This window comes from Micromonospora sp. NPDC005171 (assembly GCF_040608575.1).
Lineage (GTDB): Bacteria > Actinomycetota > Actinomycetes > Mycobacteriales > Micromonosporaceae > Micromonospora.
The window spans coordinates 123,988-139,960 of sequence record NZ_JBEXIM010000007.1 but is presented as its reverse complement, the minus strand read 5'-3'; the positions used below and the strand labels follow the sequence as shown (position 1 = coordinate 139,960).

General features: G+C 68.3%; 15 protein-coding genes and 14 tRNA genes. 8 read left to right on the top strand and 21 right to left on the bottom strand.

From position 1 onward, the window contains the following. Nucleotides 1-14: 14 nt before the first annotated feature. From ABZU74_RS13115 to ABZU74_RS13100, 4 genes are all read right to left on the bottom strand, one after another. The gene (locus ABZU74_RS13115; protein WP_355422253.1) at nt 15-788 is read right to left on the bottom strand and encodes a hypothetical protein; all 774 of its coding nucleotides are present in this window, start codon (nt 786-788) and stop codon (nt 15-17) included. Between the two features lie 459 nt (nt 789-1,247). Then, complete coding sequence (locus tag ABZU74_RS13110; protein WP_355422251.1) at nt 1,248-2,060, bottom strand: alpha/beta hydrolase; 813 nt, start codon at nt 2,058-2,060, stop codon at nt 1,248-1,250. Nucleotides 2,061-2,079: 19 nt separating this feature from the next. Beyond that, complete coding sequence (locus ABZU74_RS13105) at nt 2,080-2,649, bottom strand: DJ-1/PfpI family protein (RefSeq protein WP_355422248.1); 570 nt, start codon at nt 2,647-2,649, stop codon at nt 2,080-2,082. An 88-nt stretch (nt 2,650-2,737) separates the two neighbouring features. Beyond that, nucleotides 2,738-3,481, bottom strand: a complete 744-nt coding sequence (locus ABZU74_RS13100) for a GntR family transcriptional regulator (protein WP_355422245.1) — start codon at nt 3,479-3,481, stop codon at nt 2,738-2,740. 388 nt (nt 3,482-3,869) lie between these two features. On the opposite strand from ABZU74_RS13100, the gene ABZU74_RS13095 reads away from it, so the two are divergent. From ABZU74_RS13095 to ABZU74_RS13060, 8 genes are all read left to right on the top strand, one after another. Beyond that, the gene (locus ABZU74_RS13095; protein ID WP_355422242.1) at nt 3,870-5,303 is read left to right on the top strand and encodes an extracellular solute-binding protein; all 1,434 of its coding nucleotides are present in this window, start codon (nt 3,870-3,872) and stop codon (nt 5,301-5,303) included. A 101-nt stretch (nt 5,304-5,404) separates the two neighbouring features. After that, nucleotides 5,405-6,250 carry a sugar ABC transporter permease gene (locus tag ABZU74_RS13090; protein WP_355422239.1) on the top strand — a complete coding sequence of 282 codons (846 nt, stop codon included), beginning with the start codon at nt 5,405-5,407 and terminating at the stop codon, nt 6,248-6,250. Further along, the gene (locus ABZU74_RS13085) at nt 6,250-7,161 is read left to right on the top strand and encodes a carbohydrate ABC transporter permease (protein WP_355422237.1); all 912 of its coding nucleotides are present in this window, start codon (nt 6,250-6,252) and stop codon (nt 7,159-7,161) included. The genes ABZU74_RS13090 and ABZU74_RS13085 overlap by 1 nt, the downstream gene beginning before the upstream one ends. Next, nucleotides 7,161-8,228, top strand: a complete 1,068-nt coding sequence (locus tag ABZU74_RS13080; RefSeq protein ID WP_355422234.1) for an ABC transporter ATP-binding protein — start codon at nt 7,161-7,163, stop codon at nt 8,226-8,228. Before ABZU74_RS13085 ends, ABZU74_RS13080 begins: the two co-directional genes overlap by 1 nt. Then, nucleotides 8,228-9,304 (top strand): ABC transporter ATP-binding protein, encoded by a 1,077-nt coding sequence (locus ABZU74_RS13075; protein ID WP_355422231.1) that lies wholly within the window; start codon nt 8,228-8,230, stop codon nt 9,302-9,304. The genes ABZU74_RS13080 and ABZU74_RS13075 overlap by 1 nt, the downstream gene beginning before the upstream one ends. Nucleotides 9,305-9,458: 154 nt before the next feature. Continuing rightward, entirely contained in the window at nt 9,459-10,919 is a 1,461-nt protein-coding gene (locus ABZU74_RS13070; protein ID WP_355422228.1) for an NAD-dependent succinate-semialdehyde dehydrogenase, read from the top strand. Between the two features lie 94 nt (nt 10,920-11,013). After that, entirely contained in the window at nt 11,014-11,157 is a 144-nt protein-coding gene (locus tag ABZU74_RS13065) for a hypothetical protein (protein ID WP_355422226.1), read from the top strand. A gap of 1 nt (nt 11,158) precedes the next feature. Then, nucleotides 11,159-12,412, top strand: a complete 1,254-nt coding sequence (locus tag ABZU74_RS13060; protein WP_355422223.1) for an iron-containing alcohol dehydrogenase — start codon at nt 11,159-11,161, stop codon at nt 12,410-12,412. A 283-nt stretch (nt 12,413-12,695) separates the two neighbouring features. Here ABZU74_RS13060 and ABZU74_RS13055 read toward each other — a convergent pair. The 17 genes from ABZU74_RS13055 to ABZU74_RS12975 form a co-directional block, all read right to left on the bottom strand. After that, a tRNA-Cys gene (locus ABZU74_RS13055) sits at nt 12,696-12,766 on the bottom strand. A gap of 9 nt (nt 12,767-12,775) precedes the next feature. Beyond that, nucleotides 12,776-12,848 (bottom strand) — tRNA-Arg (locus ABZU74_RS13050). A 5-nt stretch (nt 12,849-12,853) separates the two neighbouring features. Further along, nucleotides 12,854-12,937 (bottom strand) — tRNA-Tyr (locus ABZU74_RS13045). A 1-nt stretch (nt 12,938) separates the two neighbouring features. Then, a tRNA-His gene (locus tag ABZU74_RS13040) sits at nt 12,939-13,013 on the bottom strand. A gap of 20 nt (nt 13,014-13,033) precedes the next feature. After that, a tRNA-Val gene (locus ABZU74_RS13035) sits at nt 13,034-13,105 on the bottom strand. Between the two features lie 5 nt (nt 13,106-13,110). Continuing rightward, a tRNA-Ser gene (locus ABZU74_RS13030) sits at nt 13,111-13,198 on the bottom strand. A 4-nt stretch (nt 13,199-13,202) separates the two neighbouring features. Beyond that, nucleotides 13,203-13,276, bottom strand: a tRNA-Asn gene (locus ABZU74_RS13025). 1 nt (nt 13,277) lies between these two features. Beyond that, nucleotides 13,278-13,351 (bottom strand) — tRNA-Glu (locus ABZU74_RS13020). A 6-nt stretch (nt 13,352-13,357) separates the two neighbouring features. Beyond that, a tRNA-Gln gene (locus ABZU74_RS13015) sits at nt 13,358-13,441 on the bottom strand. A 40-nt stretch (nt 13,442-13,481) separates the two neighbouring features. After that, a tRNA-Gly gene (locus tag ABZU74_RS13010) sits at nt 13,482-13,554 on the bottom strand. Between the two features lie 17 nt (nt 13,555-13,571). Then, nucleotides 13,572-13,645: transfer RNA gene (locus ABZU74_RS13005), tRNA-Glu, on the bottom strand. Nucleotides 13,646-13,700: 55 nt separating this feature from the next. Next, nucleotides 13,701-13,773: transfer RNA gene (locus ABZU74_RS13000), tRNA-Ala, on the bottom strand. A 1-nt stretch (nt 13,774) separates the two neighbouring features. After that, nucleotides 13,775-13,850 (bottom strand) — tRNA-Pro (locus ABZU74_RS12995). A 109-nt stretch (nt 13,851-13,959) separates the two neighbouring features. Continuing rightward, a tRNA-Trp gene (locus ABZU74_RS12990) sits at nt 13,960-14,032 on the bottom strand. 73 nt (nt 14,033-14,105) lie between these two features. After that, a complete protein-coding gene (locus tag ABZU74_RS12985; RefSeq protein ID WP_355422221.1) occupies nt 14,106-14,384 on the bottom strand; it encodes a hypothetical protein in 279 nt (92 codons plus the stop codon). Nucleotides 14,385-14,456: 72 nt separating this feature from the next. Then, entirely contained in the window at nt 14,457-14,684 is a 228-nt protein-coding gene (locus ABZU74_RS12980; RefSeq protein WP_355422218.1) for a ferredoxin, read from the bottom strand. Next, on the bottom strand, nt 14,681-15,910 hold the full coding sequence (locus tag ABZU74_RS12975; protein WP_355422215.1) for a cytochrome P450: 1,230 nt from the start codon (nt 15,908-15,910) through the stop codon (nt 14,681-14,683). Before ABZU74_RS12975 ends, ABZU74_RS12980 begins: the two co-directional genes overlap by 4 nt. Between the last annotated feature and the right edge of the window lie 63 nt (nt 15,911-15,973).

Below are 15,973 nucleotides of genomic sequence, written 5' to 3'. Positions count from 1 at the left end.
CGTGACGAGCGACGTCAGCAGCCGAGGCGTTTGGTGGAGAGAGCGATGTCGTCGATCCAGAGGTCGAATTCGCCCGGCGTCGTGCCGCCCTGGTAGAGCTGCCAGCCGATCTTCACCGTGTTCACCGTCGGCAGGACGAAGGGAACATCGTTGCCACCGTGGTCGCTGGTGGAGGCGGTCAGCTCCGGGTTCGCCACGCCGTCGATCCACACCGTGACTCGGTTGTCCGTCGGGTCGAGTTTCCACTCGAAGCACTGCCAAATGTCCTCGGCGACCGGGGCGGACTCCCGCCAGTTGGTCCAGTCGCCGGTCGGGCCACCGTCGGCGCCGACGCCCCAGAAGGTTCCGGGGACTGTGGGCGCGTACTGGCCGCCGATCGGACGAACGACCTCCGAACTGCCGGCGCCGGTCGCCTCCACCAGTGTGAAGTGCGCCCAGTCGGGCGCGGTGGGGAACGCGTCGACGCGCAGCCGCATCCGGCCATAGAAGCGGTTGCCCGGCGCGGCAAAATCGTCGACCCGCAGGAACGCGCGTCCATTGTCGACCGTGTGGACGTGCAACACCTGATTGCCGTGACGGGCACGCTCGACGGTGAGCGTGCCGTTGCGGGTGTCGATGCCCCAGTCCAACGTGCTGGCGCCACCACGTGGCAGGCGCTCGAAGTCTTCGCAGAAGAGCAGGCCACGGGTGCACGAGCGTGGGGAGGCGCCCGACGCGGCGGCCGGGACACTGCCGGCTGTGGTGCCGAGGATCAGGGCGGCGGTGAAAACCGAGAAGAAACGGCGCATGGTCATCCTTCATGGCGTTGAGCCCCTGCCGCGCGGGCAGGGACCCGGATCAGTGCTTTCGGACATCGCGATCGCTGCTCACCTCGTCGCCGGTTCAGGTGCGTCGACGTGGCGCATCGGACGCCTGCGGCGTTGTCAGAGGTCGAACACCTCCGGTGTGGTGGGAACACGTGGCCGGGACACGTGCGGCGGACATCTGCCCGTCGTACGTGGAGATGGTTCGGCAGCGCGGCGCGCGTCCGCCGAAGCGGCACTCTGCCAGCACTGCCATGCTCCCGCGCTGACCGTTCCCAGCGCGGTTGCCCCCGCGCTGCAGCGATGCTCGCCATTCCAGCACACCTGCGACCGTGCAGGCAACATCGACGCGCATCAGTGCACGAGGCGCTTGTGGCGATTGCGACGTCATCCCAGACGGCCTGGCCAAGCGGGCAGCGGACCTGCCCGCAGCAACCAGTGACCTCAGTCCCGGCGGAGGAAGCCCGACAGCAGTTGCCTGAACTCGTGCGGGTGCTCGATCGCCGGCACGTGCCCGCATCGGCCGAGCACGTGCATACGGACATCGGCCAGGTGTTCGAGCAGGGGCTGGGCTGCCGTCCCGAGCGGGGTGATTCGGTCCTCGGCGCCGTGGACGAGCAGCACGGGCGCGCGAACCGCTGCCAGCGTCGGCGCCGAGAGGGTGAGATCGTCGACCCATCGCGCCCTGGGTGGAGGGAACAACGACGCGAACGCGGCCGCCCCCGCTCGCATCGCAGCTGCGCGGGCATCGACCGCCGCTTCGGTCACGAGCGCTTGGTCGAGGACGAGGCGACTCAGCATGTCGCGTGCCCCGAGCGGGCCGGCGGGGGCGGCCCAGACCGCGTCGAGGTCGGCGGACAGCGGAGCCCCGGGGGCGCCCATCGTCGAGACCGCCACGACACGGGTGACCTGCTGGGGGCGCGCCGCCGCCAGCGCCAGCGCCACGGCACCGCCCATGGAGTGACCCACAACGGCGTAGGACTCGATACCGAGAGCGTCCATCAGGCCGGCGGCCTGCTCCGTCCACAGCCGGAGCCCACCCCTGGAGCCCGCCGGGACGGGTGTCCGGCCGAACCCCGCCTGGTCAGGAGCCACCAGGTGCCAGGACGTGCCCAACGCCTGCGCCGTCGTTGCCCAGGCGCCGGACCCGGTCGTGCCGGGTCCGGAGCCGTGCAGCATCAGCACCGCGGGCCCGGTGCCGCTCTCCAGGATGTGGACGGGGGAACCGTCGACTGTGACGGTCCGAAGTGCCGTCACCGGCGCAGGCCAGGGGTGCTCATGCCGATGCGGAGTTGACGGACTTCGAGAAGAGCTCCATCATCGCCCGGCCGAATTGCGGCATGTCGGGCCATCCCCGGCAGGACACGAGGTTGCCGTCCACGACGTCGGGAGCGTCGATGACCGTCGCGCCCGCGTTCTCCATGTCACCGGTGATCGGGGGGAAGCACGCCGTCTTTCGCCCCTTCAGCAGCCCGTACACCGCTGGCACCTGCGCGCCGTGGCACACCAGCGCGATGGGCAGGTTGCGGGCGAAGAAGTGCTCGGTGATGCGCCTGACGTCGGCGTCGACCCGGATCCATTCGGGGGCACGCCCGCCGGGGATGATGAGGGCGTCATAGCGCTCGACGTCGACCTCGGCCCAGGGCACGTCGACCGGCAGCTTCCGGCCGTTCTTCTCCACGTACGCGTCGGAGTTGGGGTCGAACTCGTGGATGACCAGTTGCACGTCACGCATCGTCCGTGACGCGACGTCGACGTCCCAGCCGCCCTCCTGAACGCGATAGTAGGGGTACATGGTGTCGAGCTCCTCGGCGGCGTCGCCGGTCAGGAGCAGCGCTCTGGGCACCTGCTTCTCCTCGCATCTGGGGGCGGGTGAGGTGGATCCGATCCAATCCGATCTAGTTGAGTTAGCATTCCTCGGCCCAGCCCGCCCGTCAAGCCTCTACTCCCATTCCGTCCGCGTCCTTGACCTCGTCGAAGATTCGTCGGAAACGCTCGCCGGACCGCAAGATGTGCCGACGCATCGCGTACGCGGCGGCGTCAGGGTCACGGGCGGCGATCGCGGCCACAACTTCCTCGTGCTCGGCCATCGCCAGGTGAGTGACCTGGGCGTCGTGGTGAAGCCGGAAGAGGTGCACATGGCTGTGCAGGCGAGCGAGCGCCTCACGGATGACCTGGTTCTCCGCGCTCAGGGCGACGAGATCGTGAAATGCGGCGTCGCGTAGCCCGAAGGCGCCATAGGCCGTGGGCCCGTTGCCCCCCTCCAACTCCGCCATCTCGTCCAGCATTCGTCGCAGACCGGCCACCTGCTCCAACGATGCGCGTTCGGCGGATCTGCGCGCCGCCGCCGGCTCGAGGAGCAGGCGAACCTCAAGCATGTCCTCGAATCGATGACGGGTGATCTGCGGGGGAATGCGGTAGCCAGCATGGGGCACACGCACGACCAGGCCCTCGGCCTCCATGCGGTTCAGAGCGTCCCGGATCGGCGTCTGGGAGACCCCCAGCTCTCGCGCCAGGACGTCGATCGTGACGCGGGAGCCAGGCTCGATCCGGAGCGACATCAGCTGTCCGAGCAGCGTGTCGTACACCTCGTCGGCAAGCCGGCCGCCCGATCTTCCCGGCGGCATTCCGCCCGTCACGACCCTCCGGCCCCGCGCGATCATCGCTTCGTCGTCCATCGTGACGTGAGGTCCTTTCTTGCGTCTTCGGGAACCTGTTGACATCAGTCACAACGCTGCGACATGCTGACGCCCCCGCTCGATCGTATAGGAAAAGTGACGGACGCCCGCCATCCTGCACCACCGCGGAACCGCCCGCCATCGCTCTACTTCGATCACCTGGAGCTCCCATGAGCATGCTCGACGTCCGGCTCGATCGGTCACCGGCCGCAGCTGGGCCGAAGGACGTCCCGACGGCATGAAGTCCCGGTACAGCGCGGCGTACTCGTGACGCCGGTCCGCGGGTCGGCCCCCGCGACAGCCCGGCGACCGCCTGAACAACCCAGCAACTGCACGGCGAAGCACATAGCGAGGCTTAGAAGTTCCCACCCAGAGAGCAGGCGAGAAGATGCGGAATCCAAAGCGAATAGGACGAATGCTCGTTCCCGGCCGAAACGTGCGGTTGGCGGCGGCGGCCATGCTGCTGGTGGCCACGACCGTGACGGCTTGCGGCGACAGCCCGGACGACGGCGGGAAGGCGAGTGCCCCCAAGGCACCGGCGACCATCCCTGAGCTCACCAAGGACCCGCTGACCCTCAGCTTCATCTGGTTCGACTGGCCGCCCGCCCAGGCACTGGAAACCTTCGCGAACGCGGAGTACAAGAAGGAACGACCGAACGCGACCGTCAAGGTCAACACCGTGCCGAACGCGAACTGGCACGACGCGATGTTCACCCAGTTCGCCGCGCGCAAGACCGACTTCGACATCGCGATCCTGGACTCGCAACACATCGGCGAGGCCGTGACGAACGGCAACATCCTCGACCTCACCGACTTCGTCAAGAACAACATCGAGGTCTCGGCCTACAACCCGTACCTCCTGGCGGCGTACGGCCAGTTCCCGCAGGCGGAGACCGGTAAGCGCGACGAGAACGCCAGCCTGTACGGGCTGCCGCTGCTCGGCGACACCTGGACGATGATCTACCGCAAGGACCTGATCGGCGACAAGCCACCGCAGACCTGGGACCAGATGATCTCAGCCGCCGAGAAGTGCCAGGCGGACAACCCCGGCGTCAGCGGGCTGGCTTTCCACCAGGCCAACGGCTCCGACGCCGCGGCCGTCACCTACAACACTGTCAACGGCGTCTACGGCGGCAACCTCTGGGACGCCAAGAACCGCAAGATCGACGGCGTCCTCAACGACGCGGCGGGCCAGGAGGCGATGGACGTCCTGGTCAACAAGATGAAGCCGCTGACCGCAAAGGGCTCCGGCAACTGGTTCATCGACGAGGTGAACGCGGCGGTCGCCCAGGGCAAGGCCTGCATCGCGTTCAACTGGATCGCCGCGAGCGGCGGCCTGCTCGATCCGAAGCAGTCGACGCTCGGCACCACGCGGGAGCAGATTCTCGACAAGCTGGGTTTCGCCACGCTGCCGAGCCAGAAGACGAACCTGGTCCCGCTCGGCGGTATGGGGATGCACGTGTCGGCCTACTCCGCCGCGGCGAACCAGGCGGAGGCCCTGAACTTCATGAAGTGGTTCGAGCGGGCTGACGTCCAGAAGAAGTGGGCCGCCGCCGGTGGCGTGCCATCGCGTACGGACGCGCTGCAGTCGCCCGAGTTTCTCAATGCCGGGCCGTTCAACCAGGTGTACGCCGACTCGGTGCCGCGAATGCGGGACATGTGGAACGTGCCCGAGTACGCGCGCCTCGTCGACATCGAGAACACCAACGTGAACGCGGCCCTCAACGGCGCGAAGAAGCCGAAGGACGCGCTCGACGACATCGCCAAGGGGCAGCAGAGCGTGCTCGACTCCAGCAACCGCAAGGGTGGCGGCGGACTGTGAAAGACCCCGCCCCTCTGACGACCGACCACCCCGGGCAGGTGGCGTCCGCGACGCCACCTGCACCGGGGCGGTCCCGCCGGCTGAGCGACCGCGGGCTCGCCATGGCCTTCATCTCCCCCGCGATGCTGCTGTTGCTGGCCATGTCGGTGTTCCCGTTGCTGTGGTCGTTGTACCTGTCCTTCACCGACTACTCGGCCACCCGCGGCGGGCCCGCCAATTTCATCGGGTTCGGAAACTACACCGCCATCCTGACGTCGGCGCAGGTCCACACGAGGGCCTTGACGACGCTGATCTACGTGATCGGCGCGGTCGGCCTGCAGACAGTGCTCGGATTCGGCATCGCCTACCTGATCTCACGACGCACGCACGGGCGAGGGGTGCTGACCACGCTGTTCCTGGTGCCGATGATGCTGTCGCCGGTCGTGGTCGGGCTGTTCTGGCGATTCATGCTCGACGCGCAGTTCGGCGTGGTCAACAGCATGCTCGGCTCGGTCGGCCTGGGGCAGGTGGAGTGGCTGACCCGGCAGCGGACGGCACTGATCTCCCTGATCGTGGTCGACACCTGGCAGTGGACACCGTTCATCATGCTCATCGCACTCGCCGGCCTCAGCGCGGTGCCCAAGTACCTCTACGAGGCCGCCTCGATCGACCGGGCGTCCGAGTGGTTCCGGTTCCGCACCATCACGCTTCCGCTGGTGTGGCCGCTGCTCCTGATCGCCGTGATGTTCCGGGCCATCGAGGCGTTCCGGCTCTTCGACCTCGTCTACATCCTCACCAACGGCGGCCCGGGTGTCTCCACCGAGACGTTGTCGTTCCACATCTACAAGGTCGCGTTCCTGGGCTTCAACACCGGAACCGCGTCGGCGTACGGGATCCTCATGGTCCTCGTCGTCATCGTCCTCACGCAGTTCTACCTGCGCTACTTGAACAAGCTCAAGGAGGGCTGATGGCCGTCTCCGTCGACGAGGCCGTCTCCACAGGCCCGGCCCGGGACAACCCGCCCCCCGCGCGTCGCCTCGGCGGCCGGGGCCGCGCCGCGCTGGAGGTCGCGCTGCTGACCGTGCTGGCCGTCGTGATGCTCTTCCCGGTGCTGTGGATGATCGAGACCTCCATCAAGGAGAACCGGGACGTCTACGCCATCCCGGCCAAGTTCTTCGACTTCACAGTCACCCTGGACCATTACCGGGACGTGTTCGTCGCGCCCGACGGCGGTCGCTCGGCCCTGTCCGTCTCGTTCCTCAACTCCGTCGTGGTCGCCGGGGTGTCCACGGTGCTGGCCACCGTGCTGGGGGTCCCGGCGGCCTGGGCCTACTCACGCTTCGCGGTGAAGGCCAAGAAGGACCAACTGTTCTTCATCCTGTCCACCCGCTTCATGCCGCCCGTGGTGGTCGTGATCCCGATCTTCCTCATGTACCGCCAGGTCGGACTCATCGACAACAAGCTCGGTCTGATCCTCATCTACGCCGCGTTCAACGTCCCGTTCACGATCTGGATGATGAAGGGGTTCGTCGACGAGGTGCCCGCGGAGTACGAGGACGCCGCCATGCTCGACGGCTACACCCGGTTGCAGGCGTTCTGGAAATTCACCCTTCCCCTGCTCGTGCCCGGCATCGCCGCGACGGCGGTGTTCGCACTCATCTTCTCGTGGAACGAGTTCGTGTTCGCCACCTTCCTCACCTCCAGCGACAGCGTCCGGACGGCGCCACCCGCCATCGCCGGCCTCATCGGCGGCACCACCACCGACTGGGGTCTGGTGGCCGCCGCCTCCGTGGTGTTCGCCCTACCGGTGCTCGTCTTCGCGTACCTGGTGCGCAGGCACCTCATCGCCGGTGTGACGCTCGGGGCGGTGCGACGCTGATGGCCGGCATCGAGGTGACCGCCCTGCACAAGCGCTACCCGGACGGGACCGTCGCAGTTGACCACGTGGACCTGTCCATCGGTCACGGCGAGCTGTTCGTGATGCTCGGCCCGTCGGGTTGCGGCAAGACGACCACGCTGCGGGCCATCGCCGGCCTGGAGAGGCAGACCAATGGCGACATCCGCATCGGCGACACGCTGGTCAACGACCTGCCGCCCGCCGAGCGTGACATCGCCATGGTGTTCCAGTTCTACGCTCTCTACCCGCATCTGAAGACCCGCGACAACCTGGCGTTCCCGCTGCGGGCCGAAGGGCTGCCCAAGCAGGAGGTGCGCGCGCGGGTCGACGAGGCCGCCCGGCTGATGCGGCTCGGTCCGCTCCTGGACCGGCGACCGCGCCAGCTGTCCGGCGGGGAGCAGCAGCGTGTCGCGCTCGCCCGCGCCCTCGTACGGCGACCGCGCGCGTTCCTCATGGACGAGCCGCTCACCAATCTGGACGCGGAGCTGAGGGCGGACATGCGCACGGAGATCAAGCACCTGCAGGGCGAGCTGGGCGCGACGATGGTCTACGTCACCCACGACCAGGTCGAGGCGATGTCGCTCGGTCACCGGATCGCCATCCTCAACAAGGGCCGGGTCGAGCAGATCGGCACCCCGCTGGAGGTCTACGACCGTCCGGCGAGCCTGTTCTGCGCCGCCTTCATCGGCTCCCCGCCGATGAACCTGATCGAGGTGGAGGTGGCCGACGGGAAGTTGCACGGTCAGGGCGGACTGGTTCTCACACCACCGTCGGGCTTGCCGCGCGACCGTCGCCTGGTCGCAGGCGTCCGGCCGGAGGCGCTGGAAGTCACCACGCCGGGAGCGGAGGGCTCGATCCCGGCCCGGGTGGTCTCGGCCGAGTGGCTGGGCGACGAAATCATCTACGTGGTCGACCACGGCGGCCAGCGTGACGTCCGGGTTCGGATGCCACCGACCAATCGTTTCGCCGCTGACGCAAAGGTCGGGCTGCGGCACACCGGCGGGACCCCGGCGGTCTACGACGTGAGCACGGAAGAGCTGGTGGCCTGATGGGAACCGTGGCAGCGCACGGGCTGCGCAAGTCCTTCGGCAAGGTCCAGGCCCTGGACGGGGTGACGCTGGACGTGCCGGACGGCTCGTTCTTCGTCGTGCTCGGGCCCTCCGGGGCAGGCAAGACGACGACGCTACGGGCGATCGCCGGCCTGGAAAAGCTTGACGCCGGGTCGGTGCGTCTGGACGGGAGAGACGCGACAGCTGACGCCCCGGCCGCACGCGACCTGGCCATGGTCTTCCAGAACTACGCCCTCTACCCGCGACACACGGTGTACGAGAACATCGCCTCGCCGCTGCGGGCACGCCGTAGCTCCGCGAGCGAGATCGCCACCGCCGTCGAGCAGATGTCGAGCCTGCTGCACATCGAACGTCTGCTGCAACGTCGACCCGCGCAGTTGTCAGGCGGTGAGATGCAGCGGGTCGCCCTGGCCCGGGCGCTGGTCCGTCGCCCCCGCGCGTTCCTGATGGACGAGCCGCTGACGAACCTCGATCTCAAGCTCCGCGTCGAGATGCGCACCGAGCTCACTCGCATCCACCGGAGCCTCGGCGCGACCTTCGTCTACGTGACAAACGATCAGGTCGAGGCCCTGTCCATGGCCGACCAGGTCGCGATCCTCAAGGAGGGGAAGGTGCAACAGGTCGGAACGCCGACCGAGGTGTACGAGCGTCCCGCCAACCAGTGGGTCGCGGGATTCGTCGGGAGCCCCCCGATCACCCTGCTCGCCTGCCGCGCCGAGGGAGATCGTCTGATCGGCGCGGATGGCTGGACGCTGCCGAGGCCGCGCTGGACCACGGCTGAGGACGGCCGTCCGCTGCTGCTGGGCCTGCGGGCGGAGGACCTCTCCGTCGAGCAGCGGGGGGACGCGTCGTTGTCCGGGGAGCTCTACGGGCTTGAGCCGCTCGGTGACCGCACTGTGGTCGACGTCCGGGTGGGGAGGGAGATCCTCAAGGTCAAGGCACGACCCACAGTCACCGGTACGCCCGGCGAGCGGCTGCTTGTCACAGTCGACCTGGACCGCGCGCACCTGTTCGACGCGGACACCGGGCTGTCGCTGTCCGAGGCTGGGCGGTAACCGCGCCGGGCGGCGACGGCGACATGCGCCCGCAAGTGGCAGTCGAGCCTCGGCGGCCCGTCAGCGGTGAACAGGGGCCGACGCCGCTGAGACGGCCGTGGCGATCGCTGGGGCACGCCGGACATCAGCACGAAGGATCACAGGAGGCGACGCAATGACTGACCCGATGAACGCCCTGGCCCCCGAGCACCGGCGGCTCCGGATCGGCGACGCCTGGCGCGACGCCGCGAGCGGAGCCACCTTCGCCATCGAGGATCCGGCCACCGGCAAGACCATCGCCGAGGTCGCAGACGCGGACGTCGGCGACGGGCTCGCCGCCTTGGACGCGGCGAGCACGGCGACGACGGAGTGGGCGGCGACCCCGCCCCGGAAACGGTCGGAGTTGTTGACCGCGACGTACCGGGCGCTGATCGAGCGGTCCGAGGAGGTCGCCCGGCTGATAACGCTCGAGATGGGCAAGCCGCTCGCCGAGGCTCGGGCGGAGGTGGCCTACGGCGCCGAGTTCTTCCGCTGGTTCGCCGAGGAGGCGGTGCGCGTCGAGGGGCGCTACAGCGTTGCTCCCGGAGGTGGATATCGCATCCTCACCGTGCCGAAGCCGGTCGGACCGTGCGTCTTCGTGACGCCCTGGAACTTTCCGTTGGCCATGGGTGCCCGCAAGATCGCTCCCGCGTTGGCCGCGGGCTGCACGACGATCACCAAGCCGGCAGCCCAGACGCCACTCACCATGCTGTTCCTGGCCCGCATCATGGAGGAGGTCGGTATTCCCCCCGGCGTCGTCAACGTGCTGACCACCAAGCGTTCCGGCACTGTGGTCTCCGCGCTGCTGGCCGACAGTCGGACCCGCAAGCTCTCGTTCACCGGGTCGACCGAAGTCGGGCGTGTGCTGCTCCGACAGGCTGCGGACAACGTGCTGCGCACCTCGATGGAACTGGGCGGCAACGCGGCCCTGATCGTGTGTGCCGACGCTGACCTGGACGTCGCGCTCGACGGCGCCATGGTGGCCAAGATGCGCAACATCGGGGAGTCCTGCATCGCGGCCAACCGGATCTACGTCGAGGAGCCGGTGCGCGAGGAGTTCACGGCGCGCTTCGCCGAGCGGATGAGCGCGCTTTCGGTGGGCCATGGCCTCGACGACGGCGTGGACGTCGGGGCGTTGATCGACGAGGCTTCGGTCGCCAAGATCGACGAGCTCGTCGCCGACGCTGTCGATCGCGGTGCCCGGGTCTTGGTGGGCGGTGAGCGTCCGGATGGTCCGGGCCACTTCTACCCGCCTACGGTCCTCGTCGACGTGCCCGACGATGCGCGGATGCTGAAGGCGGAGATCTTCGGCCCGGTGGCGCCGATCATCTCGTTCACGTCCGACGACGAGGTGCTGGCGAAGGCCAACGACACCGAGCACGGCCTGGTCGGATACATCTTCACCCGTGACCTCCAACGGGCGCTCCGGTTCACCGAGGGACTGGATACCGGGATGATCGGCATCAACCGTGGTCTGATATCGGACCCGTCTGCTCCGTTCGGAGGCGTGAAGCAGTCCGGGATCGGCAAGGAGGGGTCGCACGAGGGCATCCTTGAGTATCTCGACCTCACCTACGCGGCGATCGACCTCCCGTGACCGGCCTGCTGCTCTGGGCGCCCGCCGAGGATCACTGCGCCCTGTGCACACCTGACCCGACCGGCCTCCACCCAACGGCGACGTCTTCGTCGCGATGGAGCCGACGGCGACCGGGCACGATCCCGCCGCGCGCGCCTGCGCCACCCGGACGGCCAACCAGGTCGACGCCGTCGGGGTGTCGCAGGTGACCTGGACGTCCGCCCAGCAAATCGCCGCCGACGTTCCGGAGAGGCACTGACATGCTTGAGACCGTCCGCGGACCACGCCAACTGATAGTGGGCGAAGGGGTCGCGCAGAACATCCCACGAGTGGTGGCCGAGAGTGGCTCGCGAGTCCTCATCGTGACCGACCGGGTTCTTCTGGGGCAGCCGGGCGTTGCCGAGATCGTGGCCGCCGTGCGGGAGAAGGTCGAGGTCGTCGAGGTGTTCTCCGACGCGACTCCGGACGTCCCACTCGCCGATGTCGCCCTGGCCGTCTCGGCCGCCGCCAAGGTGGACGCCGACGTGATCCTCGCCATCGGGGGTGGCACGGTGATCGACCTCGCCAAAATCGTCGGCGTCATCCGGCGCCACGGTGGGACGCCGCGCGACTTCTACGGCGAGTCGAAGGTGCCGGGGCCGACGTACCCTCTCGTCGCGGTCCCGACGACGTCAGGCACCGGCTCTGAGCTCACACCCGTCTCGGTGTTGACCGACCCGGACCGCGAGTTGAAGGTAGGGGTTTCCAGCGTCCACATCGTGCCCGACTTCGCCATCGTCGACCCCGAACTCACCTACACCTGCCCTGCGACCGTCACCGCCCACTCCGGCATCGACGCGTTCTGTCACGCGGTGGAGAGCTACACCGCGCGACCCCGGGCCCACGGACCGCGCGACCCGGTGGAGCAGGTCTTCCTCGGCCGCAACGCGATCACCGACCACTACGCGCTCCTGGCCGCGGAGCGGATCGCCCGTAGCTTGCGTCGCGCTGTCCGGGACGGAGGCGACACGGAAGCACGCGCGGACATGTCCTACGGGTCCATGCTCGCCGGGCTCGCCTTTTCCCACGCGGGCAACGCGGCCCCGCACGCTCTCCAGTACCCCATCGGCGCAGCCACCCACACGCCCCACGGCCTGGGTGTCGGGCTGCTACTGCCCTACGCGCTGGACGCTGCCAGGGATGCCATCGGCGACCGGTTGGCCACGCTCGCCGGGGTGTGCGGGCTCGACGTGACCGACGCCTCTGATGCCGAGGCCGCGGATACGTTCCTCGCCTGGCTCGACGGGCTCCTTACCGACATCGGCATCCCTCGTACCCTGGCGGACATCGGCGTGGCACGCGCCGACCTCCCGCGCTTCGCGGAGATGGCCAGTGGCGTCACCCGCTTGATCCAGAACCATCCAGGCCCGACCGACACCGCCAGCCTGACCGCGATCCTCGAAGCGGCCTGGACCGGGGACCGGACCCGACACGTCCTGACTCCGAGCAGAGATAGTGACCGGCCCTTCACATGACGACGAGTTCCCTGCCCGCCCTGGGTGTCGGAATGTTCGGTAGGCGATGGCGTTGATGTTCTGACACCTGTGGTGTCGAGCTTGGTGGTGACCTCTTCGGCGCCCCGAAGAGGTCACCACATCGGATACACGGGCCACGGCACTACGAGTGGGACGAGTGACACGTCCGCGCCCATTCTCGGGTGACGCGCGGCAACCGTTCGATAAATGCCGCAGACGGACAGCCTCTCGGCTCCCCTATCGGAGCAGCATCCCGCTCGGTATCCGCAGTGGATGGCATTCGAGGCCGTGACCGGGATCGAACCGGTGTACGCGGTTTTGCAGACCGCTCCCTCACCACTCGGGCACACGACCAGGCAGAAGCGCCCGCGGAGGGAATCGAACCCCCGACACCCAGCTCCGGAAGCTGATGCTCTGTCCCCTGAGCTACGCGGGCATGCGTGGGAGTGGAGAGATTCGAACTCCCTGAGCGCGAACGCACCGGGGTTACAACCCGGCCCACCTCACCATCGGTGGCGCACTCCCCTGGGGTGACTGGAGGGTCCTGACCCCTCGTCCTCCGGTGCCACGAACCGGCGCTCTACCTCTGAGCTACAGCCACAACTTCGGCCTGAAGGCCAGTGCCCGCGGAAGGTGTCGAACCTCCGACCCCCTGGGTGTGGACCAGGTGCTCTCCCGTTGAGCTACGCGGGCATGCGCGGAAGGTGTGGGATTCGAACCCACGGAGGAGACTTCCGCCCCATACACCGTTTCCAACGGTGCCCCGGTGACCGCCGAGGCCCCTCCATTGCTCCGACGATTGGACTCGAACCAGTACCTGTACGGATCAACAGTCCGCTGCCCTACCGATTGGGCGACGCCGGAATGGTCGCGCGTGCGGGGCTCGAACCCGCTTCACCAGCTTGAAAGGCTAGGGGCCTACCCATGACCGAACGCGCGTCTGCGTGCCCCGAGCGGAGGATTCGCACCTCCAACCCTTCCGGGTCAGAACCGGATGTGCTGCCAGGTTGCACCAGCTCCCGTCGGGGCCGGCGAACCGCTGTGGGTTCGCCGGCTCCCGGAACGGTTGAGCGGCCGGCGGGCACCGACCCCGCTTCTTCGGTTTGGAAGACCGACGTGTCCGCCAAGTTCACCACGACCGCATGGCATTTTGCTTGCGTAGGCCGTACGGGGCTCGAACCCGTAACCTCCTGGCTGAGAACCAGGTGAGCTGCCAGCTTGCTCCAACGGCCCATGGAGCCGGCGGGGATCGCAGTCGCGCCCGCGGTCGCCGCCGATCATGATGGCGTGGAGAAGAAGGGATTCGAACCCTCGACCTCCGGTCTGCCGAACCGGCGCTCTCCCATCTGAGCTACAACCCCATGGTCCGGGACCGGGGTGTCGAACCCCGTGTCTCTCGCTCCCAAAGCGAGCGGGTCAGCCGTCTCCCTCGTCCCGGAGGTAATGCCCCCGGCCGGCCGTCGCGGGCGCCGGCCGGGGTTTTGCTCATGCCATCCACTGTGTAATTGAGAACCTGCAACGCCGCCGGCCGCAGCCGGGACGAGAAGCAGGGGCGGCAGGACTCGAACCTGCGACCTTCGGTTCTGGAAACCGGCGCTCTACCAGTTGAGCTACGCCCCTGTGGAGTTGTTCCAGTAACGAGAAAGCCGCCCTGTCCCTGTCGGGGTGGGCGGCTTCGCAGCTTGCGCTGGCGCTATTCGCGCCGCCACCCCGACTTCCAGTTCTGCTCACTCGCGCACAGATCGTGAGCTCGCCCAATTGAGGGCAGCACGACACCGCCGCGCGGCATGAGCCGCATGGTTTCGGTGTAGGCGTACTGCAACACGGGGAACTCCTTGGGTTGGTCGGGGCGGCCTTGCTCAATGAAGGTATGCGCTGCGCCGATCGGGTGGCAACGGATATTCCGAGCCACCGTCAGGTGACTCGCGGCCGGCTGTAGCGGGTTACTGGCGGTGGGCAGCCGCTTGAGCATCCCGGCGGTCGAGACGATCAGCAGTTCAGCGTCCTCGCGGGTGTGGGCGCAGACGGCCGGGCTCGATGTGGGTCATTCCTGCGGCGCGATCAGCCGGTCGTCGGTGGCGTCGCGGACCGTGATCGCTTCCACCGGGCAGGAGTCGGCGGCGTCCAGGATGACCTCGGCAGGGGCGACGACATCGGCCAGCGGCGCGGACAGGCCGCCGACCAGGCGGAAGTGCTCGGGCGCGGTACCGGCACAGATGCTCGTGCCGATGCAGCGGCGCGAGTCCACCCCGATCCGCCAGGCGGTACTCACCAGGCCACCGGCATGCCGAGCAGGCCCCGCACCAACATGCCGCGCTTCCACTCCAGCTCGGCTTCCGGTACGGCGAGCCGCAATCCGGGCAGGCGAGTCACGAGGGTCGCGACGGCGACCTGCAACTCCATGCGGGCCAACTGCGCGCCGACGCAGTGGTGTACGCCGTGCCCGAAGCCGAGGTGCGGGTTCTGCTCGCGGTCGAAATCCAGCCGGTCCGGTTCGGCGAAGACGGTACCGTCCCGGTTCGCCGACGACAGTGAGCCGAGAACCGGCTCACCGGCCCGGACCAGCACCCCGCCGACCTCGACGTCCTCCTTGGCGTACCGGGCAAAGGAGGAGCCGACGCCGAGCGGCACGTACCGCAGCAGTTCCTCGACGGCGGCCGGTACCAGCGACGGGTCAGCCCGCAGCCGAGCGAGCTGGTCCGGGTTGTGCAGCAGGACGTAGACGAAGTTGGGAATCTGGGTCACCGTGGTCTCGTGGCCGGCCGCGAGCAGCCCTCCGGCCAGCTCCACCAGCTCGGTCTCGCTGAGCCGATCCTGATTCTCGTCGCGGGCCCGCACCAAGGCGCCGAGCAGGTCGTCGATCCCGGGCTCGCGGCGGCGCTCGGCGACCAGCGCACCGATGTAGCCCCAGAGATTGTTCAGGTACTCCTGGATCGTCTCCATTGGCAGGGAGGTGGTCGAGACGATCGCCTCGGACCAGATGTGGAAGCGGTCGCGGTCGGCGTACGGGACCCCGAGCAGCTCGCAGATCACCTGGATCGGCAACGGCGTGGCGACGTGCTCCACCAGGTCGGCCGGAGGACCGAGCCGGACCATGTCGTCGACCAGTGCGTCGGCGATCTCCTGGGTTCGTGGTCGCAGTGCCTCGACCCGACGTGCAGTGAACGCCTTCGCCACCAACCGGCGCAGCCGAGTGTGATCCGGCGGGTCCATCGTCAGCATGCCGCTGTCCTGCTGGCGCGGGGTGAGCCTGGGCTCGTCGCGTTGGACGGCCGGGGCGCGGCCGAACCGCACGTCGCCGAGGACCGTACGGACGTCCTCGTACCGGGTGGCGAGCCACGCCTCCTCACCGTAGGGGAGCTTCACCCTGGTCATCGGTTCGTTCTCGCGCAGCTCGCCATAGGTCGGATCGACGACGAGGCGGTCGGGCACACTGAACGGGTACGGCCGCGCGGGCGGAACGGTTCGGCTCTCGGTGGTCTGCGCGCTCTCCGTCATCCGAATTCCCTTCGTCGAGACGGCGTGATCCTCAGCCCGGCACCACGTCGTAGCGGCGCCGGA

Coding starts and splice junctions, on each gene's coding strand:
- ABZU74_RS13115 (WP_355422253.1), bottom strand. CDS start 788: ATGCGCCGTTTCTTCTCGGTTTTCACCGCCGCCCTGATCCTCGGCACC.
- ABZU74_RS13100 (WP_355422245.1), bottom strand. CDS start 3,481: ATGGACGACGAAGCGATGATCGCGCGGGGCCGGAGGGTCGTGACGGGC.
- ABZU74_RS13095 (WP_355422242.1), top strand. CDS start 3,870: ATGCGGAATCCAAAGCGAATAGGACGAATGCTCGTTCCCGGCCGAAAC.
- ABZU74_RS13090 (WP_355422239.1), top strand. CDS start 5,405: ATGGCCTTCATCTCCCCCGCGATGCTGCTGTTGCTGGCCATGTCGGTG.
- ABZU74_RS13085 (WP_355422237.1), top strand. CDS start 6,250: ATGGCCGTCTCCGTCGACGAGGCCGTCTCCACAGGCCCGGCCCGGGAC.
- ABZU74_RS13080 (WP_355422234.1), top strand. CDS start 7,161: ATGGCCGGCATCGAGGTGACCGCCCTGCACAAGCGCTACCCGGACGGG.
- ABZU74_RS13075 (WP_355422231.1), top strand. CDS start 8,228: ATGGGAACCGTGGCAGCGCACGGGCTGCGCAAGTCCTTCGGCAAGGTC.
- ABZU74_RS13070 (WP_355422228.1), top strand. CDS start 9,459: ATGACTGACCCGATGAACGCCCTGGCCCCCGAGCACCGGCGGCTCCGG.
- ABZU74_RS13065 (WP_355422226.1), top strand. CDS start 11,014: ATGGAGCCGACGGCGACCGGGCACGATCCCGCCGCGCGCGCCTGCGCC.
- ABZU74_RS13060 (WP_355422223.1), top strand. CDS start 11,159: ATGCTTGAGACCGTCCGCGGACCACGCCAACTGATAGTGGGCGAAGGG.
- ABZU74_RS12985 (WP_355422221.1), bottom strand. CDS start 14,384: ATGCTCAAGCGGCTGCCCACCGCCAGTAACCCGCTACAGCCGGCCGCG.
- ABZU74_RS12975 (WP_355422215.1), bottom strand. CDS start 15,910: ATGACGGAGAGCGCGCAGACCACCGAGAGCCGAACCGTTCCGCCCGCG.